Origin of the sequence: Micromonospora sp. NPDC047620 (genome assembly GCF_043205005.1) — a bacterium.
GTDB lineage: Bacteria > Actinomycetota > Actinomycetes > Mycobacteriales > Micromonosporaceae > Micromonospora.
This window is the reverse complement of the sequence record NZ_JBIDDG010000003.1, coordinates 1-24,803: the sequence shown is the minus strand read 5'-3', so window position 1 is coordinate 24,803 and position 24,803 is coordinate 1. Positions and strand designations below refer to the sequence as shown.

General features: G+C 75.1%; 32 protein-coding genes. 11 read left to right on the top strand and 21 right to left on the bottom strand.

The window, feature by feature from the left end:
- Positions 1 to 14: 14 nt before the first annotated feature.
- Entirely contained in the window at positions 15 to 245 is a 231-nt protein-coding gene (locus ACGF5C_RS04375) for a hypothetical protein (protein ID WP_393296556.1), read from the bottom strand.
- A gap of 174 nt (positions 246 to 419) precedes the next feature.
- On the opposite strand from ACGF5C_RS04375, the gene ACGF5C_RS04370 reads away from it, so the two are divergent.
- The 3 genes from ACGF5C_RS04370 (at position 420) to ACGF5C_RS04360 (ending at position 3,211) form a co-directional block, all read left to right on the top strand.
- Positions 420 to 1,367: a serine/threonine-protein kinase gene (locus ACGF5C_RS04370; protein ID WP_393296554.1), complete on the top strand. Its 948-nt coding sequence runs from the start codon at positions 420 to 422 to the stop codon at positions 1,365 to 1,367.
- 181 nt (positions 1,368 to 1,548) lie between these two features.
- Complete coding sequence (locus ACGF5C_RS04365; RefSeq protein WP_091106530.1) at positions 1,549 to 1,977, top strand: OsmC family protein; 429 nt, start codon at positions 1,549 to 1,551, stop codon at positions 1,975 to 1,977.
- 391 nt (positions 1,978 to 2,368) lie between these two features.
- A complete protein-coding gene (locus ACGF5C_RS04360) occupies positions 2,369 to 3,211 on the top strand; it encodes a hypothetical protein (RefSeq protein ID WP_393296553.1) in 843 nt (280 codons plus the stop codon).
- Between the two features lie 14 nt (positions 3,212 to 3,225).
- On the opposite strand, the gene ACGF5C_RS04355 is transcribed toward ACGF5C_RS04360, so the two are convergent.
- The 5 genes from ACGF5C_RS04355 to ACGF5C_RS04335 form a co-directional block, all read right to left on the bottom strand.
- Positions 3,226 to 3,774: an ATPase gene (locus tag ACGF5C_RS04355; protein ID WP_357703029.1), complete on the bottom strand. Its 549-nt coding sequence runs from the start codon at positions 3,772 to 3,774 to the stop codon at positions 3,226 to 3,228.
- Positions 3,775 to 3,962: 188 nt separating this feature from the next.
- The gene (locus ACGF5C_RS04350) at positions 3,963 to 4,409 is read right to left on the bottom strand and encodes a response regulator (protein WP_350712209.1); all 447 of its coding nucleotides are present in this window, start codon (positions 4,407 to 4,409) and stop codon (positions 3,963 to 3,965) included.
- A 70-nt stretch (positions 4,410 to 4,479) separates the two neighbouring features.
- Positions 4,480 to 4,827 carry an STAS domain-containing protein gene (locus ACGF5C_RS04345; protein WP_393296551.1) on the bottom strand — a complete coding sequence of 116 codons (348 nt, stop codon included), beginning with the start codon at positions 4,825 to 4,827 and terminating at the stop codon, positions 4,480 to 4,482.
- A gap of 83 nt (positions 4,828 to 4,910) precedes the next feature.
- Positions 4,911 to 5,357: a B12-binding domain-containing protein gene (locus ACGF5C_RS04340; RefSeq protein ID WP_393296549.1), complete on the bottom strand. Its 447-nt coding sequence runs from the start codon at positions 5,355 to 5,357 to the stop codon at positions 4,911 to 4,913.
- Positions 5,354 to 7,102, bottom strand: a complete 1,749-nt coding sequence (locus tag ACGF5C_RS04335; RefSeq protein WP_393296547.1) for a SpoIIE family protein phosphatase — start codon at positions 7,100 to 7,102, stop codon at positions 5,354 to 5,356. Before ACGF5C_RS04335 ends, ACGF5C_RS04340 begins: the two co-directional genes overlap by 4 nt.
- Positions 7,103 to 7,350: 248 nt before the next feature.
- Between ACGF5C_RS04335 and ACGF5C_RS04330 the strand changes: the two genes are divergently transcribed.
- Complete coding sequence (locus ACGF5C_RS04330) at positions 7,351 to 7,707, top strand: STAS domain-containing protein (protein ID WP_393296544.1); 357 nt, start codon at positions 7,351 to 7,353, stop codon at positions 7,705 to 7,707.
- A 57-nt stretch (positions 7,708 to 7,764) separates the two neighbouring features.
- Positions 7,765 to 7,965 carry a hypothetical protein gene (locus ACGF5C_RS04325; protein ID WP_393296542.1) on the top strand — a complete coding sequence of 67 codons (201 nt, stop codon included), beginning with the start codon at positions 7,765 to 7,767 and terminating at the stop codon, positions 7,963 to 7,965.
- A gap of 96 nt (positions 7,966 to 8,061) precedes the next feature.
- Here the strand turns inward: ACGF5C_RS04325 and ACGF5C_RS04320 are convergent, their stop codons facing one another.
- Positions 8,062 to 8,376: a hypothetical protein gene (locus ACGF5C_RS04320; protein ID WP_393296540.1), complete on the bottom strand. Its 315-nt coding sequence runs from the start codon at positions 8,374 to 8,376 to the stop codon at positions 8,062 to 8,064.
- Between the two features lie 209 nt (positions 8,377 to 8,585).
- On the opposite strand from ACGF5C_RS04320, the gene ACGF5C_RS04315 reads away from it, so the two are divergent.
- Together ACGF5C_RS04315 and ACGF5C_RS04310 are read left to right on the top strand one after the other, a co-directional pair.
- On the top strand, positions 8,586 to 9,575 hold the full coding sequence (locus ACGF5C_RS04315) for a DUF2267 domain-containing protein (protein WP_393296538.1): 990 nt from the start codon (positions 8,586 to 8,588) through the stop codon (positions 9,573 to 9,575).
- Positions 9,576 to 9,640: 65 nt separating this feature from the next.
- Positions 9,641 to 10,456, top strand: a complete 816-nt coding sequence (locus ACGF5C_RS04310) for a spermidine synthase (RefSeq protein ID WP_393296536.1) — start codon at positions 9,641 to 9,643, stop codon at positions 10,454 to 10,456.
- Between the two features lie 92 nt (positions 10,457 to 10,548).
- Here the strand turns inward: ACGF5C_RS04310 and ACGF5C_RS04305 are convergent, their stop codons facing one another.
- Positions 10,549 to 11,850: an NAD(P)/FAD-dependent oxidoreductase gene (locus tag ACGF5C_RS04305; RefSeq protein ID WP_393296534.1), complete on the bottom strand. Its 1,302-nt coding sequence runs from the start codon at positions 11,848 to 11,850 to the stop codon at positions 10,549 to 10,551.
- Positions 11,851 to 12,088: 238 nt separating this feature from the next.
- Between ACGF5C_RS04305 and ACGF5C_RS04300 the strand changes: the two genes are divergently transcribed.
- Positions 12,089 to 12,250 carry a hypothetical protein gene (locus ACGF5C_RS04300; protein ID WP_350712201.1) on the top strand — a complete coding sequence of 54 codons (162 nt, stop codon included), beginning with the start codon at positions 12,089 to 12,091 and terminating at the stop codon, positions 12,248 to 12,250.
- A gap of 4 nt (positions 12,251 to 12,254) precedes the next feature.
- Here ACGF5C_RS04300 and ACGF5C_RS04295 read toward each other — a convergent pair whose 3' ends face one another.
- From ACGF5C_RS04295 to ACGF5C_RS04255, 9 genes are all read right to left on the bottom strand, one after another.
- Positions 12,255 to 12,788: a GNAT family N-acetyltransferase gene (locus ACGF5C_RS04295; RefSeq protein WP_393296532.1), complete on the bottom strand. Its 534-nt coding sequence runs from the start codon at positions 12,786 to 12,788 to the stop codon at positions 12,255 to 12,257.
- 67 nt (positions 12,789 to 12,855) lie between these two features.
- Entirely contained in the window at positions 12,856 to 13,227 is a 372-nt protein-coding gene (locus ACGF5C_RS04290; RefSeq protein ID WP_393296530.1) for a nuclear transport factor 2 family protein, read from the bottom strand.
- A gap of 59 nt (positions 13,228 to 13,286) precedes the next feature.
- The gene (locus tag ACGF5C_RS04285; protein ID WP_393296528.1) at positions 13,287 to 13,580 is read right to left on the bottom strand and encodes a DUF6510 family protein; all 294 of its coding nucleotides are present in this window, start codon (positions 13,578 to 13,580) and stop codon (positions 13,287 to 13,289) included.
- Positions 13,581 to 13,600: 20 nt separating this feature from the next.
- Positions 13,601 to 14,335 carry a ferredoxin reductase gene (locus ACGF5C_RS04280; protein ID WP_393296526.1) on the bottom strand — a complete coding sequence of 245 codons (735 nt, stop codon included), beginning with the start codon at positions 14,333 to 14,335 and terminating at the stop codon, positions 13,601 to 13,603.
- Positions 14,332 to 14,922 carry a sulfite oxidase-like oxidoreductase gene (locus tag ACGF5C_RS04275; RefSeq protein WP_393296975.1) on the bottom strand — a complete coding sequence of 197 codons (591 nt, stop codon included), beginning with the start codon at positions 14,920 to 14,922 and terminating at the stop codon, positions 14,332 to 14,334. Before ACGF5C_RS04275 ends, ACGF5C_RS04280 begins: the two co-directional genes overlap by 4 nt.
- An 80-nt stretch (positions 14,923 to 15,002) precedes the next feature.
- Positions 15,003 to 16,022 (bottom strand): TerC/Alx family metal homeostasis membrane protein, encoded by a 1,020-nt coding sequence (locus ACGF5C_RS04270; RefSeq protein ID WP_393296524.1) that lies wholly within the window; start codon positions 16,020 to 16,022, stop codon positions 15,003 to 15,005.
- A gap of 235 nt (positions 16,023 to 16,257) precedes the next feature.
- Entirely contained in the window at positions 16,258 to 16,485 is a 228-nt protein-coding gene (locus ACGF5C_RS04265; RefSeq protein WP_393296522.1) for a hypothetical protein, read from the bottom strand.
- A gap of 50 nt (positions 16,486 to 16,535) precedes the next feature.
- Positions 16,536 to 17,525: a glycosyltransferase family 9 protein gene (locus ACGF5C_RS04260; protein WP_393296520.1), complete on the bottom strand. Its 990-nt coding sequence runs from the start codon at positions 17,523 to 17,525 to the stop codon at positions 16,536 to 16,538.
- Complete coding sequence (locus ACGF5C_RS04255; RefSeq protein ID WP_393296518.1) at positions 17,518 to 18,744, bottom strand: glycosyltransferase family 4 protein; 1,227 nt, start codon at positions 18,742 to 18,744, stop codon at positions 17,518 to 17,520. The genes ACGF5C_RS04260 and ACGF5C_RS04255 overlap by 8 nt, the downstream gene beginning before the upstream one ends.
- Positions 18,745 to 18,837: 93 nt before the next feature.
- Here ACGF5C_RS04255 and ACGF5C_RS04250 point away from each other — a divergent pair, with 93 nt between their 5' ends.
- A complete protein-coding gene (locus tag ACGF5C_RS04250; RefSeq protein WP_393296516.1) occupies positions 18,838 to 20,004 on the top strand; it encodes a CaiB/BaiF CoA transferase family protein in 1,167 nt (388 codons plus the stop codon).
- Between the two features lie 105 nt (positions 20,005 to 20,109).
- Here the strand turns inward: ACGF5C_RS04250 and ACGF5C_RS04245 are convergent, their stop codons facing one another.
- On the bottom strand, positions 20,110 to 20,520 hold the full coding sequence (locus ACGF5C_RS04245) for a DUF2267 domain-containing protein (RefSeq protein ID WP_393296514.1): 411 nt from the start codon (positions 20,518 to 20,520) through the stop codon (positions 20,110 to 20,112).
- 155 nt (positions 20,521 to 20,675) lie between these two features.
- Between ACGF5C_RS04245 and ACGF5C_RS04240 the strand changes: the two genes are divergently transcribed.
- Positions 20,676 to 20,945: a DUF2795 domain-containing protein gene (locus ACGF5C_RS04240; protein ID WP_393270980.1), complete on the top strand. Its 270-nt coding sequence runs from the start codon at positions 20,676 to 20,678 to the stop codon at positions 20,943 to 20,945.
- 53 nt (positions 20,946 to 20,998) lie between these two features.
- Complete coding sequence (locus tag ACGF5C_RS04235) at positions 20,999 to 21,658, top strand: DUF1345 domain-containing protein (RefSeq protein WP_393296512.1); 660 nt, start codon at positions 20,999 to 21,001, stop codon at positions 21,656 to 21,658.
- 224 nt (positions 21,659 to 21,882) lie between these two features.
- On the opposite strand, the gene ACGF5C_RS04230 is transcribed toward ACGF5C_RS04235, so the two are convergent.
- The 3 genes from ACGF5C_RS04230 to ACGF5C_RS04220 all read right to left on the bottom strand — a co-directional run bounded on the left by ACGF5C_RS04230 (position 21,883) and on the right by ACGF5C_RS04220 (position 24,291).
- On the bottom strand, positions 21,883 to 22,542 hold the full coding sequence (locus ACGF5C_RS04230) for a hypothetical protein (protein WP_393296510.1): 660 nt from the start codon (positions 22,540 to 22,542) through the stop codon (positions 21,883 to 21,885).
- A 42-nt stretch (positions 22,543 to 22,584) separates the two neighbouring features.
- Positions 22,585 to 23,556 carry a pirin family protein gene (locus ACGF5C_RS04225; protein ID WP_350712187.1) on the bottom strand — a complete coding sequence of 324 codons (972 nt, stop codon included), beginning with the start codon at positions 23,554 to 23,556 and terminating at the stop codon, positions 22,585 to 22,587.
- Between the two features lie 132 nt (positions 23,557 to 23,688).
- Positions 23,689 to 24,291 carry a hypothetical protein gene (locus tag ACGF5C_RS04220; protein ID WP_393296508.1) on the bottom strand — a complete coding sequence of 201 codons (603 nt, stop codon included), beginning with the start codon at positions 24,289 to 24,291 and terminating at the stop codon, positions 23,689 to 23,691.
- Between the last annotated feature and the right edge of the window lie 512 nt (positions 24,292 to 24,803).

Here is a 24,803-nt window from a genome sequence, read left to right as displayed (position 1 = left end):
CCGGTGGGGTGAAGTCATTCCGTCATGCCCACGGGATAGGTGTGCACGAAACGCATCGTCCACGTGCCGCCGCCGGTGGCGTGCTCGCGCTCGTAGAGGTGGTCCGGCCCGCCGCCGGCCGCCCCCGCCCCGTCGGGATGGCGCAGGACCCAGCGCGCCGGCGGGGACCCGTCGGGCCCGGCGGGAAGCGCCCGGACCAGGTCGTGGGCCGGCCCGCCGACGAAGCGTACGGTCACCTCGCCCATCCGCGCACCTCCGGTCCGGGCCGACAGCGGCCTCGGCTCGCAAGCTACCGCAGCGCGGGCTGCCCCCGCCCGGAACCGACTGCGGTTTGCCCTGATCGGAGGCCGGGTAACGGCAGCGAAGGCGACACAGCGGACGCCCGGGGACGGGCGATGGCGGCAGACGAGGAGCGGTCGATGAGGACGCTGGGCGGGCGGTACCGGCTCGAACAGCGCATCGGCATCGGCGGCATGTCGGAGGTCTGGCGGGCCCACGACGCGGTGCTCGACCGGCCGGTGGCGGTGAAGGTGATGTCGCCCGGGCAGGAGGAGCCGGACACCTCGGTGGAGCGGATTCGTGCCGAGGCGCGCTCCGCGGCCCGGCTGGTGCACCCGAACGTGGCCAGCGTGCACGACTTCGGCACCTGTGCGACGCTGCCCGGCGGCCAGGTGCCCTACATCGTCATGGAGCTGGCCGAGGGCGAGACGCTCGCGGCGCACCTGCGGGCCGGGCCGCTGGACTGGCGCATCGCCGTCCGGGTCTGCGCCGAGGTCAGCGCCGCCCTGGCCGCGGCCCACGCGCACGGCATCGTGCACCGCGATGTCAAGCCGGCCAACGTCATCCTGACCCCGTCCGGCGTCAAGGTGCTCGACTTCGGCATCGCCACCCCCTCGGGCACCCCGGACCCGTCGCCGGAGGGGATCGTGGTGGGCACGCCGGCGTACCTCGCGCCCGAGCAACTGGAGCGGGCACCCGCCACCCCGGCCGCCGACATGTACGCCCTCGGCGTGCTGCTCTACTACTGCCTCACCGGGCGGCTGCCGTACCAGGCGGGCACGACGACGCAGCTGTTCGGCGTGCGGCGGCGGCAACCCCCGCAGCCGCTGCCCGAGATCGACGGGCTGCCCCCGGAGGTGGCCGACCTGTGCGCCCGCTGCCTGGCCGACGACCCGGCCGACCGGCCGACCAGCCTGGTGGCCGCGCTGCTGCTGGCCGAGGCGGTGGACGCCCGGGTGTACGTGCCGATGCGGCAGCCGGTGGCGCCCCGGCAGTGCGGCGGCCGGGTGTCCCCGTGGACGGAACGCGCGGCGGCCGAGGTGACCGAGGCGGCGGCCGTCCCCGACCGGTCCACCCGCGCCGGCTGAGCCGTCCAGGCGCGGCCACCTTCCAGGCCGGCTGAGCCGTCCGGGCGCGGCCACCTCCGCACCGGGCCGAGCCGTCCGCCGGCGCCGACTGCCGCCGTCACCCCGCAGCCCCGGGCACCACCTGCGGTTTCACGGCTCGGGGGCCGGGTAGCCGGGCGGGTGAGTGAACGGGAGGAACGCGATGCCGGAATCGAGCTCCTGGCTGAACGAGACGGCCACCGCGACCGCCGAGGGCGGCCACGTACGCACCGACGACGGGGGGCTCTCCACGGCCCTCGCGTCCCCACTGGCGCCGCACTGCTCGGGCCTGACCCCGGAGCAGCTGCTCGCCGCCGCCTTCGCGTCCTGCCTGCACCACGCGGCGGTGGAGGCAGCCGGTGAGATCACCGACGAGGCGCACACCGTGCAGGTGCGGGCGGAGGCGAAGCTCGGGCGCGACGACGACGGCCGGTATCGGGCCGACGTGCACGCCTCCATCTCGTCGGCCGGGCTCACCCGCCAGCAACTGGCCGAGCTCGTCGAGCATGCCGACCGGCTGTGGCCGTTCTCCAGCGGCGACGCCAGCCGGCACCGGCTCACCGTCACGCCTGCGGAGAACGGCCGGCACTGACCTCACCGTCGCCCGGGCGAACCAGGCCGCGGGGCCGCCGGCGCGTCATGGGCCCCGGCGGCACGCGCCGCGCGCGGCGACCGAGGCCAACCTCTGGCCCGTCCCGGCCGACGTGCGGGTCGCCCTCGCAGTCGACCGACGGCGGCCCGAACGGGTGGCTGCCGCATCGGTCCTTCGATGGAGGGCGAGCCGACGCCGAGACCTCTGCCCCAAGATCGACTCTTCGCCCCTTTCCTACGCCTTTATCGGGCATAAGCGAAAGACCCGACAGGCGAGTAACACGCGCTTGGTGACTGGCCGGGCGTAATGGGGAGGCGGATCACCGCAAATTGTGGCGCATGCCACCAACCAGGCCGATGGCAACTCGCGCTCGCCTTTCTAGCCTCGGCGGGTGAGTCCCGACGACCCCCTCGACCAGAAGCTGACCCAGGATCGACCGGCCACCGCTGCGGCCGATCCCGCCTCAACCGAACGGACGATCGGCCGTCATCGCGCCCCGGAGCGGCAGCGCCGCGGCGGCCGGGCCCTGCTCGCCTCGACCCCCGTCCGGGTGGCCCTCGCCACCGGCGTGACCTGCTGCCTCGGTGCCGCCGCGTTCGCCGGCACCCGCGGCGACACCGACACCCCTCGGGATCCCGTGGCCGAGGCGGTGGCCGAGCGGGCCGCCACCGACGAGCGCGCCTCCCGCGCCCTGGACCGGGCCGCCTCCCCCGCCCCCGCGGTCAGCGCCAGCGTGACGCCCAAGCCGACCCCCTCGGCCACCCGCAAGGCCCCGGCCAAACCGGCCAAGCCGGCCCGCCCCCGCCCCGTCGCCGGGCTCACCCAGGCCCAGATGGACAACGCCAAGATCATCGTCGACGTGGGCGAGGACCTGAAGATGCCCCGGCGGGCCCTGGTGGTCGCCGTGGCCACCGCCATGCAGGAGAGCAACCTCTACAACCTGGCCAGCGACGTGCTCCCGGAGTCCCGGCAGTACCCGCACCAGGGCAGCGGCTCGGACCACGACTCGGTCGGCCTGTTCCAGCAGCGCCCGAGCAGCGGCTGGGGCACGGTGCGGGAGCTGATGCGCCCCACGTACGCCGCCCGGGCGTTCTACGAGGCGCTGCGCGAGATCCCGGGCTGGCAGGAGATGAGCGTGGCCGGCGCGGCCCAGGCCGTGCAGGTGTCCGCCTTCCCCGACGCGTACGCCCAGCACGAGGATCGGGCCACGACGGTCGTCGCCGCGCTGACCTGACGCGGCGCGCGGGGTCAGCGGATCCCGGCGCGACCGCCCGGCGGCTCGCTGGACGCGTCGGCGCCACCACGCGCGGCGATCCGCGTCGCCGGCACGCCGCCACCGGTCAGCCCGGCCGCGGCGGTCGGGGTGTCGGCCGGCACCGGCTCGCCCGCGAGCCCGCCGAGGATCTGGTCCGCCCGGGCCTCGCGCCGCCGCCGGGCGTACAGCGCCGCCTCGAAGTCCCGGCGGGCCTGCACCGCCTCGGCATAGACCCGCTCGCGGACCTGCCGGGCCTCCTCGCGGGCCGCGTCGAGCTCGAAGCGTGCCTGGGCCAGGATGTCGGCCGCCTCCCGCTCGGCGCCCCCGACCCCGTACCGGCCCACCCCCCGGTCGCCGAGGTCCAGCCGCTGGAGCAGGCCGCACAGCGCCGACGCCTCGTCACGGATCTCGTCCCACTCCCGACCGGCCCCGGCGGCACCCTCGGCCCGGGCCGCGAGCCGGGTCAACCGGATGCCGAGCTGGTCGAGGCAGGAATCGACCTGCCGCTGGTCGTAACCGGTCTCAACGACGGAGAACCTCATACTGTCGCCCCCCAGGCAGCTGGTAATTCTTCCCCACCTGGATCCTCGGCGCTGGCGGCGACCGCCGAGGGGGTTCCGGAAAAATGTTCAGCATGCGAGCGCCGACGCGGGTCGAGCGCCTCGCGGGGTGTCGGTGGGCGGCCCGGCGTGGACAATGCGCCGGGCGCGCCCGGGCGGGCGGTGCGGCGTCAGGTCCGCTTCGGCAGCACGACCACCCGGCCGAAGAACTCGTCGATGCGGCGCACCACGTCGTTGAAGTCATCCAGGTCGATCGGCTTGGTCACGTAGGCGTTGGCCTGGAGCGTGTAGCTGCCCACGATGTCCGTGTCGGCGTTGGAGGTGGTCAGCACCACGATCGGGATCGTACGCAGATCCTCGTCGCCCTTGACCGCGCCGAGCACCTGCCGCCCGTCCATCCGCGGCATGTTCAGGTCGAGCAGGATGACGTCGGGGCGCCGGGCCTCGGTGTGCCGCCCCTCCTGGCGCAGGAACTCCATCGCCTCCTGGCCGTCGCCGACGACGTCGATGACCTTGTCGACGTCGGAGTCCGCGAGGGCCTCCTCGATCATCAGCACGTCGCCCGGGTCGTCGTCCACCACCAGGATGCGAACGGGACCCGGCCTGTCTGCGCGCATCGCTACCTGCTTCGTGTCAGTGGTACGGAAGACCGTGCGGTCCTCGATGCTGGCGGGGAAATGTAGCCGATCAACCGGCGGCCTGCGTGCTCGGGTCGGCCGTGTCGGGTTCATATCTCAGCACGTCGGCCAGCCCGGTCACCTGGAGCACCCGGTCGACCCGGCCGCTGGCGCCGGTCACCCGCAGCCAGCCGCCGTCGGCGGCGACACGATTGTCGCCCCGGACGAAGGCGGCGATCCCGGTCGAGTCGCAGAAGACCAGCTCGGTCAGGTCGACCAGCAGGCGCCGCTCACCGCCGTCGACCAGCCGGTCGATCGCGGCGTTCAGCTCGGGTGCGGTGCTCAGGTCGAGTTCGCCGGCCAGGCGCAGGCAGGCCCCGCCGCCCTGGCGATCGGCGTACGTGACGGTGAACGTCACCGTGGTCCCCCTCGCTCCACCGCAGGCGGATGCTTGCAGTGCGGCAAGTATAAGCAGGGGCGCCGGCCGGGGCCGCAACGCGCTCAGCGCGACCCTGCGCCGCCCCGCGCGGCCACGGACGAGCGGGCCGCCTCGAGGAACCGCGCGGCGCGGGGGAAGTCGTGCAGGACCCGCCCGTAGTTTTCCAGAGCCGACCCCAGCGCGGGGGCCGGCACGCCGCGACTGGTGAGGATGATCCGACCCCGGGTCGGGCGCGGGTTGGCGAACCCGGCGACCGCCGCCACCACCCGCTCGCTGACGTGCGTCGCGGCGTGCTCCTGGGCGACGCTCCACTCGTTGCGCACCCACCGCTCCCCCACCTCGGCCTGCGCCGGGGCGATCAGGTCGAGCAGGACGCGCTCGGCCGGAACGCCGGCCTCGAGCAGCCCGGTGGCCACCTCGATCGCGGCGTACTCGTCCGCCTCCTCGAGGCAGTGCAGGTATCCGGGCCAGACGCCCGCCGGGTTGGCCTGGGCGGTCAGGGTGGTCACGGTCGGGTCTCCCCGGTGTCGGCGCTGCCTGTCGGGACGGGCACCGCGTGCAGGTGCCGGGGCGTACGCTCGCCCGGGCCCGCCGCGCGCAGCGCGAGCACGGCGATGTCGTCGTGGTCGCCATGGGCCAGCCAGTCGCAGGTCACCTGCTCGACGCGCTCCGCCAGCGCGGGCGCGGGCATCCGGTGGCAGCCGGTGAGCGCGTGGACCAGCCGCTCGGTGCCGAACTGCTCGTCGCCGCGGCGGCCACCGCGCGCCTCGGTCACCCCGTCGCTGTAGAGCAGGCAGGTCTCGCCGGGCTCCAGCCGCACGGTCACCTCCCCGATCCGGGGATCGGAGACCACACCGACCAGCATGCCGGACAGCGGCACGGGCTCCACCTCGCCGGAGCCGCGCAGCACGAGCGGCGGCAGGTGGCCGCCGCCGGCCATGGTCAGGGTGAGGCCGCCCTCGCGATGCGGCCGGACCACCCCCAGCACCATCGTGGCGAAACGCCCCTGGCCCTGCGCCTGGGTGGTCTCCAGCAACGCGTCGTTGAGCAGCTTCAGCAGCCGCACCGGCTGCGACTCCACCCGGTACAGCGCCTGCAGGCACTGGCGCAGCTGGCCGGTGAAGACGGCCGCCTCGACACCCTTGCCGGAGACGTCGCCGAGGAAGAAGACCGAACCGCCGTCGGCCAGCCGGTGCGAGCCGTAGAAGTCACCGCCGATGCGCAGACCGGCCTGGGCCGGCCGGTAGGCGGTGCCCCACTGCACCCCGGCAGCCTCGGCCGGCTCCACCGGCACCAGGCTCGCCTGGAGGGTGTCGGCCACCTCGGCCTGGTCGCGGTAGAGCAACGCCGTGGTCAGGGCGGCACCGGCCCGCGCCGCGAACGCCCGGACCAGCGCGGTGTCGGCCTCGTCGTACCACCGGGTGGCGCGCCGCGCGACCAGCAGCACGCCGGCCGGGGCGTCCCGGCCGGGCAGCGGCACCACCCGGGCGCAGGCCTCGGCGGCAGTCAGGCCGGGCAGCCAGCCGGCCGACACCGCCTGCTCGACCAGCCAGTCGAGGGTGTGCGGTTCCCCGCCGTCCAACCCCTCGGCGATCGCCGCCGGCAGTTCGACGGCGGGCAGGACGCCGCTGTCCACGGCGGGGGCGTCGTCGGCGCGGGTGGCCCGCCACCAGCGCGCCCGCCCGGACCGGGGCGCCAGCACCAGCACCGCCACCTCCGCCAGGGCCGGCACGGCGAGCCGGACGACCGCCGCGGCGGCCCGGTCCGGGTGCAGCGGGTTGCCGAGCTTCTCGCCGACCACGGCCAGGAACGCCGAGCGGGCCCGCTCGGCGAGCAGCGCGTCGGCGCGCGTGACGCTCTCGGTGACGTCCTCCACGTACCAGCAGCAGCGGGCGGCCGACAGCGACACCTGCCGGGCGCGCAGGCGGCGGCCGCGATGGGTGAAGTCGCCGCCTGCGGTCAGCCCCGCGATGCCGGCCGCCGCGAGCAGCTCGCCGGGGGCGACCTCGGGCAGCAGCCGCTCCGCAACCGGGCTGACGTGCCGGACGACGCCGTGGGCGTCGCAGACGACAAGCCCCTCACGGAAGTGCTCGACGACCTCGGACCAGTCCGGGGCCGCGTGCGCCCGGTCGGGCGCGAGCGCGGGGAGCGGGAGTGCCGGAACGTCGGCGGCCCACGCCGGAGCCCGTGCGGCACTCGGCGTGGAGATCCGTCCGTCGCCGGGATCCCAGTCCCGGACGTCGGCAGCAGTCACCAGCTAAGCCCCACTCCTTGTCGACACCCGTGCCGCGCCGGACGCGGCGCTCGTGGTCACGTCTTTCCCGCCCACCCTACGCCGGGTGTCCGCACCGCCACCCCACGCCGTCGCCCGGTGGCGGGCGCGTGCCCGGCGGGACCGGGCGGGGATTGTTACGATCCCCTCGACCCTGCCGGACCGGCAGCCTGCGGAAAGGCGTGATCGTGCTGTCCCATGGGAGGCAACCGGCCGCGACCCCGTTGAGCATGACCGTCGACCGGTCGGATCCGGGGGCGCCGCTCATCCGGGTCGGCGGTGACCTCGCCTACACGACCGCCGCGCCCCTGCGGGCCGAGATCGACCGGGTGCTCGCGGACGCCCCGCCCGCGGTCGTGCTGGACTTCGGCGACCTGCTCTTCATCGACAGCACCGGCCTCGGGGTGATCGTGCACGCGTGGCGGGAGGGGCAGCAGGGCGGCACCGCCCTCCAGTTGCGCGGGGTGCCCCGCTTCCTGGAGTCGATCCTCGACATGACCGGCGTCACGGGCCTGCTCGCCCGACCGCTCGACGACCACCTGGCCGCGCACCCCGGCGCCGCCGACAGCCCCGCCGGCCCGGCCTGACGTCGATCCGCCCGGCCCCGGGCTGCGGCTGCGGCTGCGGCTGGAAGCATGGGCGACATGGCCGCGCAGCTGTTGACCATCGAGGTGACCCGGCTCGACGCCGGGCGCGCCCGGCTCCGGCTGGCCGGTGAGCTCGACTTCAGCTGCTGGACCGCACCGGGCTGGCCGAGCTGCTGGCCATGGACCGCCCCGCCGACGGCGACACCCGCCAGGCGGGCTGAGGTCGCCCCAGGCGCGGCCCGCCCCCTCACCGGGTGAAGGGGTCCTTCACGTCGCGTCCGGCGTCGGTTGTCCGCACGGCGCGGGGCTGGCCCCCCGACCCTGGGACCAGGGGTCGGGGGGCCGGAGTGAGGCTCAGGGCGCGGTGACCGGCTGGAGGCGGGGCCCGGTCGACCGCCGCTGCCGGGCCCCTGGCGGCTCGGCGTCCTCCGGTGGTCCGGAATCGGGAGTCTGGAAGAGATAGCGGACGAACTCCCCACCCGCCTCGTTGTCGTCCGCTCCGGGCCACTGCCCGATGCAGTCCACTCCGACGACCTCACGGCCCGAGCCGTCGGCCTCCTCCAACAGCGCCCACAGGCTCACCCGGTAGCAGCGGGTGTCCTCGGGCGAGAGACGCCAGCGGGCGTACCAGCCGGGTCGGGCGGGGACGATCTCGACGATCCTCTTCATCACGACCTGTCCTTCCGCGTCCGATCGGAAGTGCTCCGGTCCGCTGCGATCGTCGGGCCCCGCCGGGTGATCGCCCCTCACCCCCGCCGGATGAAGCTGCCGCCCCTGCCCCGCGGTCACCGGCCCGGCCGCCGACGTCCGTTTCGGTGACGGCGACGGCGGGAAGGCGACCGGCGGAAGCGAGGCACACCAGCGGAAGAGGTGTCACCATGCGCAAGCAGATGGAGGGCGACAACCAGCGCCGCCGCACGCTGGCCCGCCAGGCCCGCGAGCGCGGCATGCAGGCCAGCGAGACGGGGGCCAGCCTGAGCGCCTCCAAGCAGCTCACCCACCTGGACCGGGGCAAGCGCGCCGGGCCGCCGCCAGCCGGCCGGCGACACAAGCCCGACACCACCCGCGGCGGGCCGGCGCCGCCGCCGGCCGGCGTCCCCGAGTCACCCCGGCCCCGCCCGGAACCGGGCCTCAACGCGCCGGGCGTGACCCCGATGGGCTACCGCGCGCTGGTCGACGACGTCGTCCGCCGCACCGGGGCCGACTTCCGGACCGCCAAGGTGGGGGTCGAGTCGACGGTGCTGGTGCTGGCCTGGGCCCTGGACGAGGCGGAACGCCGGCGGCTGCTCGCGGCGGTGCCGACGAAGTTGCACGACGTGGTCCCGGTGGACGGCATCAGGCGGCACCAGGACCTGCCGGGCTTCCTGGCCGAGGTGGGCCGGATCAGTGGGCGCACCCCCGAGCAGGCCCGCTACCAGGCCGAGGCGACCGTGGCGGCGCTCGCCGACCACGACGGCGACCTGGTCGAGTCGCTGCACGTGCCCGACGGCCTGCGCGAGCTGCTGCAACCGCCGCCGGTCGGCGGCGGGGTGGTCGGCGCGGCCACCGCCACGCCCCCGCTGAGCGACGCGGACCTGCGGGAGGCGCTCGCCGGGCTGCCGTACTGGTCCGGCGACGGCAGCGCGCTGTCGCGCACGATCCAGCTGCCGGCCGACAACCTCGACCGGGTGCTGGACCTGATCGACCAGCTGCGGCAGGAGACCGGGCGCGGGCCGCGGATCGGCCGCCCCGACGCCACCACCGCCGTGGTGACCGTACGGTCCCGGCGGGCCGGCGCGGTGACCGTGGTGACCGCGATGGACGTGGACCTCGCCCACGCCGTGGACGACGCCATCGACGAGGCGGGCGCCGGGATGGCCACCGGCTGACCCGGCGCGGGCCGGCGGGCGACCACCCCGCCGGCCCGCCCCCGAGGCTCGGCTAGCGTGCCGGCATGGACGTCGACGCGCACCGGCTGGAGCTGGTCGTGGACCCGGCCCGACAAACCGGGCGCACACTGCTCGCCGCGGGCGTGGAACAGTCCTACGTCGACGTCGCCGACCCCCGCCACCTCCACTTCGAGTACGTACGGCGAATGGCCGCCGTGGCGGACCTGGCAGCGCCGCCCGGCCGGCCGCTGGACGCGCTGCACCTCGGCGGCGGCGCGATGACCCTGCCCCGCTACCTGGTCGCCACCCGGCCCGGCTCGGCACAACTGGTCGTCGAGCGGGACGCAGCCGTGGTCGACCTGGTGGCGCGGGAGCTGCCGGCCCTGCCCGCCGACGTCCGCGTGCGGGTGGCCGATGCCCGGGACGCGCTGACCGGCGCCCCGCGCGGCGGGTACGACCTGGTGCTCGCCGACATCTACCGGGCGGCCCGGATGCCCGGGCACGTGACGACCGTCGAGTTCGCCGCCGGGGTGGCCCGGGCCCTGCGCCCGGACGGTCTCTACATGGTCAACGTGACGGACCTGCCGCCGCTGGTCTTTACCCGGGTGCAGGCCGCCACCCTGCGGGCCGTCTTCGCCGACGTCTGCCTCGTCGCCGACCGGCGGATGCTGCGCGGCCGGCGGTACGGCAACCTCGTCCTCGTCGCCGCGCCGCGCGCCGGACGGCTGCCGGTGGTCCGGCTGGCGGCCCGCGCGGGGCGCGATCCGGTGCCCGGCGGGGTGCTGCACGCGGCGGCCCTGGACGCGTTCGTCGCCGGCGCCCGGCCCGCCACCGACGCCGCCCTCGCCGCCACCGACGAGCCACCACCCGGCCCGGCCTGACCGCCGCAGGCCTGCCCGCCCCCGTGCCCGGGACGCGGTCGAGTCGCCCGGTGACCCCGGGCAACGGCGGCCCCGGCGGGGTGCGGCGCTGGTCAGCGGGCCCGGACGGCCACCTCGGGCGAGGAGCTTTCCAGGGGCACCGCGTTGGCCGGAACCAGGCCGAGCTGCACCGCTGGGCGGGGCAGCGCCGCGTCCAGCATCCAGTCGGCGGCCACCCGGGCCCGGTTGCCCGGCATCGCCAGCAGGTGGTAGCCCCGGGTGACCACCTTGGCGGGCAGCCCCGACAGCGACACCTTCAACGGGTTCGCCGCCGCGTCCTTGCCGCCCAGGTCGACGACCCAGCCCAGGTCGTAGTGCTTGTACGGCTTGCGCCGCCCCTGCCCGTAGGAGGCGGCGATGTTGTGCGCGGCCAACTTGCCCTGCCGCTGGGCGTGCTGCGCGGTCATCGCGCAGATCTGTCCGGGCCGGGTCGGGTCCGGCACCGCGGCGGCGTCGCCGCAGGCGTACACCTCGGGGAAGCCGGGGACGCCGAGGTACTCGTCGACGACCAGGCGGCCCTTCTCCGTGCGCAGCCCCAGCTCGGCGACGAACGGGTCGGGGCGCACGCCGACGCACCAGACGAGGGTGCAGGTGGGGACGTACTCGCCGTCGGTGAGCTTGACCCCGTCGGCGGTGGCCTCGGCCACGGAGGTGCCCATCCGCACGTCGACGCCGCGCCGGCGCAGCACCCGGTCGGCGGTGTCGGACATCCGCTGGTCCAGCTCGGGCAGGACCCGGGGCGCGACGTCCAGCAGCATCCACCTCGGGCGGATCTTGAGTCGGGGACGCTGGGAGACCAGCTCGTCGGTGAAGAGCTGGCCGTGCGCGGCCACCTCCGTGCCGGTGTAGCCGGCGCCGACGACCACGAAGGTGGCACGCGCCTGCTGCTCGGCGGGGTCCTCGGCCTGCTCGGCCAGTTCGATCTGCCGGACCACGTGGTCGTGCAGGAAGAGCGCCTCGGGCAGGCCACGGAAGCCGTGCGCGTACTCGGTGACGCCGGGAATCGGCAGCAGCTTGTTGACGCTGCCGACGGCGAGGACCAGCCGGTCGTACGCGAGCCGGTTGCGGTCCCCCTCCGGCTGGGTGAAGCCGACCCAGCGGTTCTGCAGGTCGACGTGGTCGGCCTCGCCGATGACCACCCGCACCCCGTCGAGGGTCCCGGTCAGCGGCACGGAGATCCGGGTCGGCCCCACCACGCCGGCGGCCACCTCGGGCAGCAGCGGGAGGTAGAGGAAGTAGTCGGTGGAGTTCAGCAGCACGATCTCGGCCCGGTCCCTGGCCAACCGGCTCAACGTCTTCGCCGCGTGGTATCCGGCGAACCCGGCCCCCACGATCACCACACGAGGTTTCGTCATTGCGGCCCCGTTCCCACGCCACGCTCCGACAAACATGGCAGATGGGGCAAATCTCAGCACTCGCCCAGCCGGGCGTACCCCGTCCGGCCGACCGCTCCGGGCGAGACCGCCCCGGTGGTCGACGACCGACGACCCGGGCACACGCACGCGTACGTCGGATCACCCGGGCCGGGTGGGTTCGTCTCACCCGGCCCGGATGCACGGTGGTGGTCCACCACGGCGACGGGAGGACTGCGCCATGAGCATGCCGATGTCCAACGACCAGCGGCAGCCGATCTACCTGCGGCAGAGCGGCCGGAAACACCTCACGCCCCGGCAGCGGCGGCGCGTCGAGCACAAGCAGGGGCGGATCGAGCGCCTCGGCGGTCAGCGCCCCGAGGCGCGCCGGCCCGGGCGCTGACCGCCTACGGCCCGGCCGGAGCCGGGGCGGTGATCGCCCACCGCTCGTGGTCGCGCCACGCCCCGTCGATGAACAGGTACTCGGGTGAGTAGCCCTCCAGCCGGAAGCCGAGCCGGCGGGCCACCCGGCGGGACGGCTCGTTGCCCGGCTGGATGTTCGCCTCCAGCCGGTGCAGGCCGAGCGTGTCGAAGGCGTGTGCGACCACCAGGCCGATGCCGGCCGAGGCGTGCCCGGTGCCGCTGTACGGCAGGAAGGCGGCGTAGCCCAGGTACCCGCCGCGCAGCGCGCCCATGAGGATCCCGCTGATGTTCACGTACCCGGCGATGGCGCCGGAGGCCCGGTCGCAAATGAGGTAGCCGGCGTGGTCCCGCCGCCGGATCTTGGCCAGGTACGCGGCGTACCTCGCCGGGTCGTCGGGGGCGGAGAGCCAGGGGTGGTGCAGGTCCCGGCTGCGCCGGGCCGCCGCGACGAACTCGGCCTCGTCGGCGGGCCGGGGCCGGCGGATGCCGACCGGCCCGGCGGTACGCAGGTATCTCACGGCGGACAACTGTCGCCGCACCCACCGGCGATGTCCAGCGGATTGCGCCCTATCGCGCCGCGAGCCGTCACCCGCCGCCGGTGCGCTCGACGGTGTAGTGGATGGTCTGGGCGACGATCCAGCCCTGCTCGATCAGGAACGAGTCCGCCCCGTCGCGGACCCGCACGCCCTCGGCTTCCGCCGTCCACTCCAGGAACGCCATCCGGCCCTCGACCATCGTGTTGGTGTACGTGTAGCCGCCGCCGGACAGCTCCGCCTCCAGCAGCCGCACCAGCTCCCGGACCCCGGCGTGCCCCCGGAACACGCCCCGGCGTTCCAGCACCACGCAGGACGGCGACACGTTGCGCGCCAGGTCCTCCGCGAACCGCTGCTCGGCGGCCAGCCGCAGGTGGTCCTCGAACACCTCCCGCGCCGACCGCGCCCGCAGGGCCTCGTCCACGTTCGCGCCTCCGCCCGTCCCGGCTGCGAATCCCGCCGCGCCCGCGTCCGGGCCCGCCGTCACAGCGGGCCCGGGTGCGGCTGGTCCAGCGGCATCGGCACCTGGAGGAAGGTGGCCCCGCGCAGATCCAGCCAGGCCCGGTCGGGCGAGCGGACCAGCCGCAACATCACCTCGGCGCAGTTCGGGCAGCGGGCCACCAGCCCAGGAGCGTGCGAGTAGACGCGCAGGCCGGCCAGCGGGCCGAGCGTGCCGCAGTGCGCGCACCGCCCGCTCGCGGAGCTCAGGTCGACGGCGAACAGCTCCCGCAGCGGGCCGTCGAGCATGTTGCCGTCCAGGTACGACAGCTCGGTCATCGGACACTCCTCCTCGACGCTCAGCCGGTCGGGCCGAACCGCTCGGTCTTCACCCGCCGGCTCGCATGGCCGAGCCCGACGAGCAGGTCCGCCACGGTCTCCACGAAGCCGGTCGGGCCGCAGACGTAGCAGAGCGGCTCCAGCTCGGGCGGCCAGCCGTGGCTGCTGACGTCGGCCAGGCCGATCCGGTGCGGCTCCCCCCGCCAGCCCTCCGGCGCCTGGCGGGTGTACACGTACGTCACGTCCAGGCCCCGGTCGTCGCGGACGCGGGCGCGCAACTCGTCGGCGTAGAACACGTCGGCGGGGGTGCGCACCGAGTAGAGCAGCCGGAACGGCGCGCGGCTGCCGGCGGCGCGGCGCGCCCGCACCATCGCCATCAGCGGCACGACGCCCGAGCCGCCGGCCACCAGCAGCACCGACGCGGCCTCCTCCGGTCGCCAGACGAACCAGCCGCCGACCGGGCCGCGCACCTCCACCGGGTCGCCCCGGGCGTAGACGTCGATCAGGTACGGCGACACCTCGCCATCGGGCACCCGCTGCACGGTCAGCGCGATCCGGTCCCCGTCGGCCGGTCCGGCCAGCGAGTACGACCGCGCCGCCTGGTACCCGTCGGGGGCGGTCAGCCGCACGTCGACGTGCTGCCCGGGCAGGTGCCCCGGCCAGCCGGGCACCTCCAGCACCAGGGTGTGCGCGGTCGGCGTCTCCACCCGGCGCTCGGCGAGCCGGGCCACCCGCCACCGCAGCGGGGCGGTCAATCGCCCTGGTACCGCTGCTCACGCCACGGGTCACCGTAGTCGTGGTAGCCGGCGGTCTCCCAGAATCCGGGCTGGTCCTCCGTGGTGAGCCGGATGCCGCGCACCCACTTGGCGGACTTCCAGAAGTACACGTGCGGCACGAGCAGCCGGGCGGGGCCGCCGTGCTCGGCCGGCAGGGGGCCGCCGTCGTACGAGTGCGCCACCCAGGCCCGCCCGCCGCGCAGGTCGGCCAGCGGCAGGTTGGTGGTGTAGCCGCCGTACGAGTGGGCCTGCGCGTAGTGCGCGCCGGTGTCGATGCCCTCCAGCAGCGTGTCCAGGGAGACGCCCTGCCAGTCGGTGTCGCGCTTGGACCAGCGGGTGACGCAGTGGATGTCCACCGTCGGGGTCTCCTGGGGCAGCGCCATCAGCTCGTCCCAGGTCCAGCGGAACTCCGCGCCGGACTCGGTGGAGATGACGAACTCCCAGGTCTCCAGCGGCACCTTGGGCGTCGGGCCGGCGGAGAGGACCGGGAAGTCCTCCGTCAGGTACTGCCCCGGCGGCAGGGCCGGCTCCGCGGAGCGGGGCCGGCCCTGGAAGCCCGGTGACACGATTCCCACCCGTCAGTCGTACCACCCGGGGTGGGTCGGGCAGGCGCGGTCGGCCGGAACGGCACCGCGGCGGGTGACGCTCAGCGCCGCTCGACCACCACTTCCTTCTTGCCCGGCGCGGCGCCGCGGGTGGCCCGCAGGCTGGTGAGCGTGACGACCACCAGGACGCCGATGATGACGCCCAGCGAGGCGAGGGTGGGGATCTCCGGCACGCCCGCCCAGATGCCGTGCGCCCAGTGCAGGCCCAGCTTGACGCCGATGAACGCCAGGATGATCGCCAGACCGTAGCTGAGGTGGACCAGCCGGCTGAGCGCGGCGTGCAGCACGAAGTAGAGCGCGCGCAGCCCCAGCAGGGCGAACGCGTTGGTGGCGAAGACCAGGTACGGGTCCTCGGTGATGCCGTAGACGGCGGGCACCGAGTCGACGGCGAAGACCACGTCGGTGGCGAACAGGGCGACCACCACGAGGGCGAACGGGGTGAGCGTCCGCCGTCCGGCGAGGCGCACGGTCATCTTCGTGCCGTGGTAGTCCTCGGTGACCGGCATGAACCTGCGCAGCAGCTTCACCGAGCGCATCTTGTTGATGTCGACTTCCTGCTCGTGCCCGGAGAGGGCGTCACGCAGCAGCTTCACGGCGGTGACGATCAGGATGACCGCGAAGAGCAGGAAGGCGAAGTCCAGGGTCTGTAGGGCCGCCGCGCCGAGGGCGATGAAGACCGCGCGCAGCACCAGCGCCCCGACGATGCCGTAGAGCAGCACCCGCTGGGCGAGCACCGCCGGCACCGCGAACGCGGCCAGCAGCAGCATGAAGACGAACAGGTTGTCGACCGAGAGCGACTTCTCCACCAGGTAACCGGTGAGGTACTCCACGCCCTGCTGTGAGCCGTAGCGGGACCAGACCCACGCGCCGAAGGCGAGCGGCAGGGCGATGTAGAACGCCGACCAGCCCAGCGCCTCCCGGATCGACACCTCGTGCGGCCGGCGGGTGACCAGGAAGTCCAGCGCCAGCAGGGCGAGCACGGCGGCGATGGTGACGCCCCACAGCGTGGGCGTGCCGACCGACTGGATCTCGGTGACGGCAAGGTACGGCAAATCGGACATGAAGCCTCCTCGAACACCGTGTCATGTTCGAGGTCTCCTTCACCCACCGTTTGGGGGCAACCACCCGAGGCGTGCTCCGGGCACGCCGTACTGACCGGGATGGCTCGTGGGAAGTACTCCCCTCGTGGCGACAAGGTTATGGCAGGCTCGGCGGGCGCAGCAAACGGGGCACACGGGATCACTCGCGCCCCTCGAGCGGGCACGCGGGATCACGGCCCGGCGCCCGCACCGCCGGTCAGCCGACCGGCAGCCGGCGCAGGGCCGCCTTCTGGAGGGCCTCCAGCGGACCCTGCCCGTACCAGCGCAGGCACCAGCGCGCCCCGCCGGCCAGGGTCAGCCCGACGGCCGCCCAGAGCCCCAGCGCCCACCGCGGCGACGCGTCCTGCCAGGCCCGGGCCGGCGGACCCGGTCCAGCAGCACCCCGACCAGACCGAGGTAGCCCAGCGCCGGCACCGGCGCGCACACGTACCGGTCGAGCAGGAAGAACTCCGGCCCGGCGAGGGTGGTGGGCGGTCAGCGGGCGGCGACGGCGGCGAGCACGGCGTCCACGTCGAGGTCGGCCATGCACGCCGGGCCGGCCGCGTCGAGCGGGCAGCGCGCCTCCCACCAGCACGGCTGCTCGGTGATGGCGGTGGGGCGCCGGTGCGGGCACCCCGGCAACCCCTGGAGATCCGTGCCGCCCATCCCGTACCGCCGGGCGTCGGTGGGGCCGAACAGCGCGACCGTCGTGACGCCGGCGGCGGCGGCGAGCCGCACCGGCCCGGTGTCGGGCCCGACCACCACCCCACCGCGCCGGCCCAGCGCGGCGAGCTGGCCGGCGAGCGTGGGCAGGTCGGACCGGGGCAACGGCACCCCGAGCGGCGCGTCGGGGTCGACGGGGCCGACGGTGAGCACCGGGTGACCGCGCCGAGCCAGCTCCCCGGCCAGGGCCCGCCAGTGCCGCCCGGGCCACCGCTTCACCGCCATCCCGGCGTCGGTCACCAGCACCACGGGCGGCGCGAGCGGCTCCCCCACCAACCGGGCCACCGCCCGCTCCCCGGCGCGACGCGCGTCGTCGTCGACGTGCACACGCGGGCGGGCGGACCGGTCGGCGGCGTCCAGCAGCCCCTCGGCGTGCAGGATCTCCAGGTAGCGCGCGCCCACCGGCTGGTGCGGTGGCGGGCCACGCCACAGGTTCGTCACCGCCCGCGCGGCGGCGGCCTCCAGCAGCTCCGCGATGCCGTCGTAGCGGGTGGTGCTGACCGCCAGGTCCGGCCGCGCCGCCGCGAGCGCCTCGACCACCGCCTCCCGTTCCGCGCCCGGCCGGCCGTGGCGGGGGGTACGCACCTCGGCGACCGCCGGGTCGGCGCGCACCAGCTCCGCCCCCGGGTCGTGGGTGAGCACCCGCAGCCGCGCGCCCGGGTTGCGGCGGGCCAGGCCGTGCACCGCCGGCAGCAGCATCAGCAGGTCGCCGATCCCGCCGAGCAGGTCCACCACCAGGATGTCCGCGTACGCCTCAGGCACCGGCCCGCCCCAGCGTCCGCGCGTAGAGGTCGCGGTGCGCGGCGGCGACCCTCGGCCAGGAGTACGCGGCGGCGAAGGCCCGCCCCCGCTCGGCGAGCCGGCGGCGCAGCACCGGATCGGCCAGCAGCCTGCCCACGGTGCGCGCGATCGCGGCGCTGTCCCGGCGCCGCCCGATCACCGCCACCGCCCCGCCCCGGCGCAGCTCGTCGTCGGCGGGGTCGGGCACCGTCACCGCCCCGCCCCGGCGCAGCTCGTCGTCGGCGGGGTCGGGCACCGTCACCGCCGTCGGCACGCCGTGCGCCAGCGCGGCGAGCAGGGCGCCGCTCTTCGTGCTCACCCCGGCGGTGAACGGCAGCACCGCCACGTCGGCGGCGTGCAGCGCGGCGGAGACCCGCTCGGCGGGCAGATGCCCGGTGAATGTCACCGCCTCGGCCACCCCGCAGTGGCGGGCCAGCCCGGTCAGCTCGGCGCGGAACGCCCGCGCCTGCGGCTCCGGCAACGCCTGCGAGGTGAACCCGCCGACCACCAGCAGCCGCAGTTCGGGGTGGTCGCGCCGCAGGTCGGGCAGCGCCTCGACCAGGTGCCGCAGCCCCTTCACGGGGTGCACGAAGCCGAAGAAGGCCAGCAGCGGGGCGCCCTCGGGCAGACCCAGCTCGGCCCGCAGGCGCCACCCGGCGGTGGCCGCGCCGACGTGGTCGGCGACGTTCGGGGCGATCGGGATGTGCGTCGGGGCGCGACCGGTGCGCGCGCGTACCACGTCCCCGTGGCCGGGGTTCGTGACGATGACCGCGGCGCTGGCCGGCACCAGCCGGCCCGACTCCCGGTCCCAGCAGCGGGCCCGCTCCGCCGCCGACCAGAGCCGCCCCGGCAGCCAGCCTGGGCAGGCCCACCACCCGTACTCGTGCAGGGTGGTGACCAACGGCACCCGCCGGGGCAGCCGCCACGGCAGCAGGCCGGGCTGACCGGAGAACCGGTACGCCGACGGCGCGAACTGCACGTGCACCACGTCGGGGGCCAGCTCGCGGACCCGGCGCGCGGCCCGGACGGTGGCGGCCCGCCAGCCGCCCCGGTCCCCGTCGGGACGCACCGGCACCGGGGTCACCTCGACGCCCACGTCGTCCAGCGCCTCGACCAGGTGCGCCACGTAGTCGCTTACGCCGTCGGCGTCGGGCCGGCCGGGACCGTGCAGCATGGCCACCCTGATCCGGTCGTCGACCACGCCACCTCCCGCCTCTCGCCCGGCGGGTTCCCGGCCCCTTACGGCGCAAACGCGCAGCGCCTATCGTGTGCCGATGACCCCTATCGTGTACCGATGACCGAGGACGTGCCGGCCGGCCCGCTGGCCGGCGTACGGGTGGTCGAGCTGGCCGGCATCGGGCCCGGCCCGTTCGCCGCGATGATGCTGGCCGACCTGGGCGCGGACGTGGTCCGGGTGGACCGGGCCACCGATGTGGACCCGGGCGCGTTCGGCAGCCCGCACCCGGACCTGCTCAACCGGGGGCGCCGCTCGATCGGGGTGGACCTGAAGTCCCCCGGCGGCCGGGAGGTGGTGCTGGCCCTGGCCGGCGGCGCCGACGCGCTGATCGAGGGCTTCCGGCCGGGGGTGACCGAGCGGCTCGGTGTCGGCCCGGCGGACTGCCTGGCGGTGAACCCGCGACTGGTCTACGGGCGGATGACCGGCTGGGGGCAGGACGGCCCGGCCGCCCCGTACGCCGGGCACGACATCGGCTACGTGGCGCTGACCGGGGCGCTGCACGGGATCGGGCGGGCCGGGGAGCGCCCGGTGCCGCCGATGAACCTGCTCGGCGACTTCGGCGGCGGCGGGATGATGCTCGCCCTGGGCCTGGTCTCGGCCCTGTACGCGGTGCGCGGCGGCGCGCGCGGCCAGGTGGTCGACGCGGCCATCGTGGACGGCGTGGCGGTGCTCAGCACCCAGATCCATGCGCTGCGCCGGCTGGGCATGTGGCAGGACCCGCGTGGGGTGAATCTGCTCGACGGCGGCGCCCCGTTCTACGACACGTACGAGTGCGCCGATGGCCGGTATCTGGCCGTCGGCGCGCTGGAGCCGCAGTTCTACGACGAACTGGTCCGGCGCAGCGGCTTCCCGCTGCACCCGGACGAGGCGCTGGACCGCACCGACCCGGCGAACTGGCCGGCGCTGCGCCGGGCGTGGGCGCGTCTGTTCCGCACCCGTCCCCGCGACGAGTGGACGGCACTGCTGGGCCAGTCGGACGCCTGCGTGGCGCCGGTGCTGGACTGGCGGGAGGCACCCGAGCACCCCCACCTGGCCTCCCGGCGCACCTTCTTGGAGCAGGGCGGGGTCACCCAGCCGGCCCCGGCGCCCCGCTTCTCCGGCACGCCGACGGCGCTGCGCCGCCCGCCGCCGCAGCCCGGCGAGCACACCGACGAGCTGCTGGCCGAAGCGGGCTTCGATCCGGGCCGCGTCGCCGCCCTGCGCGCCGCCGGCGCGGTCGCCTGACCGTCGCCGGTCGTGCCGGGTCGGTCGGGGTGGGTCGCACCCCGACGTCCGGCCGCCGTGCCGGGTCGCGGGACGGACGGTCGGCGGGCAGGTCGGCCGGTCCGGTCAGGAGCGGCGCAGGGTGGCGCCGGGAGCCATCGCGGGTTCCACCAGCTTCCGGTAGTCGCGCGGCAGCTGGGTGGCCACGTCGTCGAACTCGCCGCCGGTGATCGCCTCGCGGAGCGTGATGAAGACCGCGCGGGCGGCGTCCCTGGCCGCCGACTCGTCGATGCCGGCCCGCACGGCGATCCGCGCGACGAACTCGGCCGCACCGAACCGGTCCGCCGACTCCGTGCGTGGCCTCGGCTTCATCACCACCTGCAACGGCTTGGGCAGCTGCGCCGCCAGGTCCAGCACCTCCCCGCCGGTCAGCCGCTCGGCGAGGGTCTCCAGCGTCGCCCGGGTCAGCGCCACCGCCTGCTCCGAGGACATGTGGGTGCGCCGGGCGACCTGGTCGACGAAGGTGTCGTAGTTCATCCGTGGCTCCTTCCGCGCCTGCGTCGGGCTGCGCGTACCCGATGCCCCGTCCAGGAAACGGCGGCGGATTTCCCCGCCGGACGGCGCGTGACGGGCCGCCGGGCGGGTAACCGCCGCCGGTCGTGACCGGATCGATGCCCGGAGGAGCCGACACCATGGCGAGTTACGCCGACGTGCTGCAGTACCTGTCGAGCCTGGACTACCCGGCCGGGAAGGACGACGTGGTACGCGAGGCCGAACGCGAGGGCGCCCCGCCGGACGTGTTGCGGGCCCTGCGGGCCCTGCCACCGGTCGACTACGCCAACGGCAACGAGGTGGCCCGCTCCGCACACATCGACGCCGCGCCCGAGGTCGGCCCGTCCCAGCGGGCGGCGCAGGCCCGGGAGCGGCACCAGCGGGTCTCGCAGCACCTGCGCGGCATCTGAGCCTTGCCCGCGCCTCGGCTGACCGGCGGCGGTGCCTCCGCAGGGCGGGACCGGTGACGGGTGACGGTGCGCGGCCGTACGGGCACACCCCGGCCGCCGTCCAGCTCACCGTGATGGGCGCGGTCGGGCTGCTGGCCGGCGGCCTCACCGCGCTGACGGCCTCGCTGGAACTCGCCCCCCTGGTCGGCTGGGACGCCGCCGCGCTGAGCTGGCTGGTGCTGGTCTGGCACAAGGTGTGGCCGATGGACGCGGGCCGGACGGCCCAGCTGGCGGTGTACGAGGACCCGAACCGGGCGGCCCGCGACTCCCTGCTGCTCGTCGCCTGCCTGACCAGCCTGCTGGCGGTCGGCGTCGTGGTGACCCGCGCCCACGAGGGTCCCGCCACGAGCCTCTGGAACGTCTACAGCGGGCTGGGCGTGCTCAGCGTGCTGCTGTCGTGGTTGGTGGTGCACACCGTGTTCGCCGCCCGGTACGCGCGGATCTACTACACCGGGCCGGACGGTGGGGTGGACTTCAACCAGCCGGAGCCGCCGCGCTACTCCGATTTCGCCTACCTGGCGTTCACCGTGGGGGCGACCTTCCAGGTCTCCGACACTCCGCTCACCAGCAACGAGATGCGCCGGACGGTGCTGCGGCACTCGATGCTGTCGTACCTGTTCGGGGCGTTCGTCATCGCGGTGACGGTGAACCTGCTGGCCGGCCTGGCCAAGTGAGTGGGTAGGTGGCGGCCGGACAGGCGGGCGCCCCCGCCGCGAACCGCGACCGGGGCGCCACGCAGAACCTGACCGACGGTCGACGAGGCCCGAACCGGGCCGCGACCACCAGGCGGTTGATGTACGCCCGAACCGGGCGGGCATCACTGCCGAGATCATCATACGATGCGCCATCCCCCGTTTGGGGGATTATCGGCGAACTGTGGGCCAGCGCACCCCGCACGTCAGGGGGTCAGCTCCGCGTACCGCTGCTCCAGGTCGACCCGGGCCAGCGCCCCGACCAGCCAGGCGAGCCGCTCGGACTCGCCGCTGCCGGCCAACCCGGCGAGGTCGTCGGCCGAGCGTCCCAACCCCAACCGGCGGGCCGCGACCAGCGCCCTGCGGTCCGCCACCGGCGCCACCTCCCGCCACAGCGCCTGCGCCTCGCGCAGGAACAGGTCGGCCACGGCGGCGTCCACGCCGGGCAGCTCGGTGAGCAGCTCGCGCTCCCGGGCCGGGTCGTGGTGCGCCACCGCGCGCAGCCGGCGCAGGTCGCCCCGGTAGCGCTCGACGACGGTACGGGCCAGGTCGCCCAGGGTGTCGGCGAGCGCGTCGACGTCGCCGCGCTGGCCACAGTCGCGCAGCACGCGCACCCGGTCGGCGTGCAGCGAGCGGGCCAGCCGGGCGGCGCTGTCCCAGCCCGCCTCGGGCAGCGCGTGCGCGCTGTCCAGGGCGCGCCTAAAGTCGCCACGCCGGGCCAGCAGCACGGCGAGGCAAAGCACCTGGAACAGACTCGACGGGTTGTTGATGACCCGGAAGCCGTACTGCTCCGCGAAGCCCCGCCCACCGCCGGCGAGCCGGCGCACCAGTCGCTTCTTGTCCTCAATGCGGGAGATGGTCGACATGCCGGCGACTACCCACGTCGGGCCCGACCACGCCTGCCCGGGTCAGCCGAGGACGCCGCCACTGCGGTCGCGCGCCTTGAGCCGGGTGGTGGGCAGTGCCGGGGCGGGCAGCGGCGGAGCCGGGTCGTCGGCGACGACGCCGAAGCGCCGCCCGGCCATCCAGTCCTCCCGGGCGGCGGCGACCTCCTCGTGCGAGCGGCCGACGAAGTTCCACCACATCACCAGCGGCTCCTCGAAGGGTGCCCCGCCGAGCAGCAGGAGGCGGCTGCCCACCTCGCCGGTCAGGGTGAGCCCGTCCCGGCCGGTGCCGAGGTAGAGCAACGCCCCGGGGGCGAGCGACACACCGTCGACCTCGGCGGCGCCGGACATGGCCAGCAACGCGTACTCGAAGTCGCGCCGCAGCGGCAGCGTGGCCGGCGCGGCCCCGCGCACCTCGAGCTGCGCGCCGAGCAGCGGGGTGTGCGTCACGGCCGGCGACCGCTCGCCCTCCAGCTCGCCGACCAGCAGCGTGACGTCCAGCTCGCCGTCGCGCCAGCGGGGCAGGTCGGCGTGGTGGGCGAAGTCGGCCGCACCGGCGCGGGCCGGGTCCGGCAGCGCCACCCAGAGCTGCACGCCGTGCATCAGCGGCGGATGCCGATCGGGCGACCGTTCGGAGTGCGCGATGCCGTGCCCGGAGGTCATCACGTTGAGCTGGCCGGGGCGGATCGGCTGCACGTTGCCGAGGCTGTCCCGGTGCAGGATCTCCCCGTCCAGCAGCCACGTCACCGTCTGGAGGCCGGTGTGCGGGTGCGGCGGCACCTCCATGCCGGGCCGCTCGGCCACGTCGTCCGGGCCGAAGTGGTCCACGAAGCACCAGGCCCCGACCATCCGCCGCTGGCGCTGCGGCAGCAGCCGCCGCACCGTCGTGTAGCGGCCCAGCGGCACGTCGTGGCCGGGCAGCAGGACGCTGCCGGGATCGGCCGTGGCCACGCCGGGCGGGCGGGTCTGCGCGGGCATTCTCTCGGTACGCTCCACCAGCCGACTGTACGCCCGGCATCGTGCCGGCTCCGGACGACCACGACCCTGGCCCCGGCGCGCCCGGAGGCGAGGACGCCGCTGGCCGGTACCCCGCGCGGGGTACCGGCCAGCGGCGTCATGCACTTGTCGTCAGCTGTTCCAGTGTTCGGCGACCAGGTCGGCGGCCTGCTGTTCCCACTGGGCGTAGTGGTCCGGGTACGCCGACACCTGCACCGTCTGCGCGGCCTCGGTCAGCGGCATGTCCTGCCACCCGTCAACCTGCTTCAGACCCTTCAGGAACGCCGTCGTCGAGTACTCCGGGTCGGTGATCTGCTCCACCGTGCCCCAACCGCTCGACGGGCGCTGCTGGAACAGACCCTGCGAGTCGTGGTCGTTGCGGTCACCCAGATGACCCAGGTTCTCCAGCTTCGACTCCTGCAACGCCGTCGCGATCGACACCACCGCGGCCCGCTCGTCCATCCCGGCCTTCTTCGTCGCCGCGATGATCGCCTTCGTGTTCGCAACCTGCTCGTCCGACAGGTCGATCCGCGACTGGACGCCCTGCACACCATGCGGAACCAGCTTCGCCCTGTCCACACCCGGCTTCTCAGCCCGCACCGCCACAGCCACAGCCACAGGCTTACCCGACTCGACAGCCGGAGCGGCATGAGCAGCAGCCGGACCAGCGAACACACCACCGGCAAAAGCCAGACCAGCAACACCAAGAACGCTCTTACGCATGATCGTGTTCATCAGACGCTCCATTCGGGGGTTGGCACCACGCTGAGGGGGTCAGCGGGGCGCAAGCACCGTCCGGCGCTCAACAAAACTCGGGGGATCCGGCGTCACGCGCCGGGAAGAATCAGACCGGCCATCCGGAGACGGGGAACAGCCCGTGTCGCGGGGCGAGGAGGTCGCCCCCTTCACCGGCCGGGACCATGTGTAACGACCGGCGACCCACCAACATTCCGGGGCCGGGGCCGGGGGCCAGCCCGCCCGGGGGCGGGAGTGGCCTTGCTCGGCCGTACGCAGGGTGTAACGACCCCGCCCCGCCCACGATTCCGCCCCCACGATGCCCCCGGTCACACCCCGAACCGGACCACGGGACGCTTCGCGGACGCCTCACGGCAGCCGTACCGCATAACCGACATCCAGGCACGGACGGCGCGCGACCACCGACGGGGTGTGGCCCGCCGTGCCCGGCGCAGGGATCAAGCCTGACCGCCCGGAGCCGGGCACGGCGGGCCACACCCCCACCACCACCA

Coding starts and splice junctions, on each gene's coding strand:
- ACGF5C_RS04270 (WP_393296524.1), bottom strand. CDS start 16,022: ATGTCCGATTTGCCGTACCTTGCCGTCACCGAGATCCAGTCGGTCGGC.
- ACGF5C_RS04285 (WP_393296528.1), bottom strand. CDS start 13,580: ATGACCGAGCTGTCGTACCTGGACGGCAACATGCTCGACGGCCCGCTG.
- ACGF5C_RS04315 (WP_393296538.1), top strand. CDS start 8,586: ATGCGCAAGCAGATGGAGGGCGACAACCAGCGCCGCCGCACGCTGGCC.
- ACGF5C_RS04250 (WP_393296516.1), top strand. CDS start 18,838: ATGACCGAGGACGTGCCGGCCGGCCCGCTGGCCGGCGTACGGGTGGTC.
- ACGF5C_RS04320 (WP_393296540.1), bottom strand. CDS start 8,376: ATGAAGAGGATCGTCGAGATCGTCCCCGCCCGACCCGGCTGGTACGCC.
- ACGF5C_RS04370 (WP_393296554.1), top strand. CDS start 420: ATGAGGACGCTGGGCGGGCGGTACCGGCTCGAACAGCGCATCGGCATC.
- ACGF5C_RS04300 (WP_350712201.1), top strand. CDS start 12,089: ATGAGCATGCCGATGTCCAACGACCAGCGGCAGCCGATCTACCTGCGG.
- ACGF5C_RS04365 (WP_091106530.1), top strand. CDS start 1,549: ATGCCGGAATCGAGCTCCTGGCTGAACGAGACGGCCACCGCGACCGCC.
- ACGF5C_RS04310 (WP_393296536.1), top strand. CDS start 9,641: ATGGACGTCGACGCGCACCGGCTGGAGCTGGTCGTGGACCCGGCCCGA.
- ACGF5C_RS04230 (WP_393296510.1), bottom strand. CDS start 22,542: ATGTCGACCATCTCCCGCATTGAGGACAAGAAGCGACTGGTGCGCCGG.
- ACGF5C_RS04245 (WP_393296514.1), bottom strand. CDS start 20,520: ATGAACTACGACACCTTCGTCGACCAGGTCGCCCGGCGCACCCACATG.
- ACGF5C_RS04220 (WP_393296508.1), bottom strand. CDS start 24,291: ATGAACACGATCATGCGTAAGAGCGTTCTTGGTGTTGCTGGTCTGGCT.
- ACGF5C_RS04305 (WP_393296534.1), bottom strand. CDS start 11,850: ATGACGAAACCTCGTGTGGTGATCGTGGGGGCCGGGTTCGCCGGATAC.
- ACGF5C_RS04355 (WP_357703029.1), bottom strand. CDS start 3,774: ATGAGGTTCTCCGTCGTTGAGACCGGTTACGACCAGCGGCAGGTCGAT.
- ACGF5C_RS04325 (WP_393296542.1), top strand. CDS start 7,765: ATGGCCGCGCAGCTGTTGACCATCGAGGTGACCCGGCTCGACGCCGGG.
- ACGF5C_RS04350 (WP_350712209.1), bottom strand. CDS start 4,409: ATGCGCGCAGACAGGCCGGGTCCCGTTCGCATCCTGGTGGTGGACGAC.
- ACGF5C_RS04240 (WP_393270980.1), top strand. CDS start 20,676: ATGGCGAGTTACGCCGACGTGCTGCAGTACCTGTCGAGCCTGGACTAC.
- ACGF5C_RS04375 (WP_393296556.1), bottom strand. CDS start 245: ATGGGCGAGGTGACCGTACGCTTCGTCGGCGGGCCGGCCCACGACCTG.
- ACGF5C_RS04330 (WP_393296544.1), top strand. CDS start 7,351: ATGACCGTCGACCGGTCGGATCCGGGGGCGCCGCTCATCCGGGTCGGC.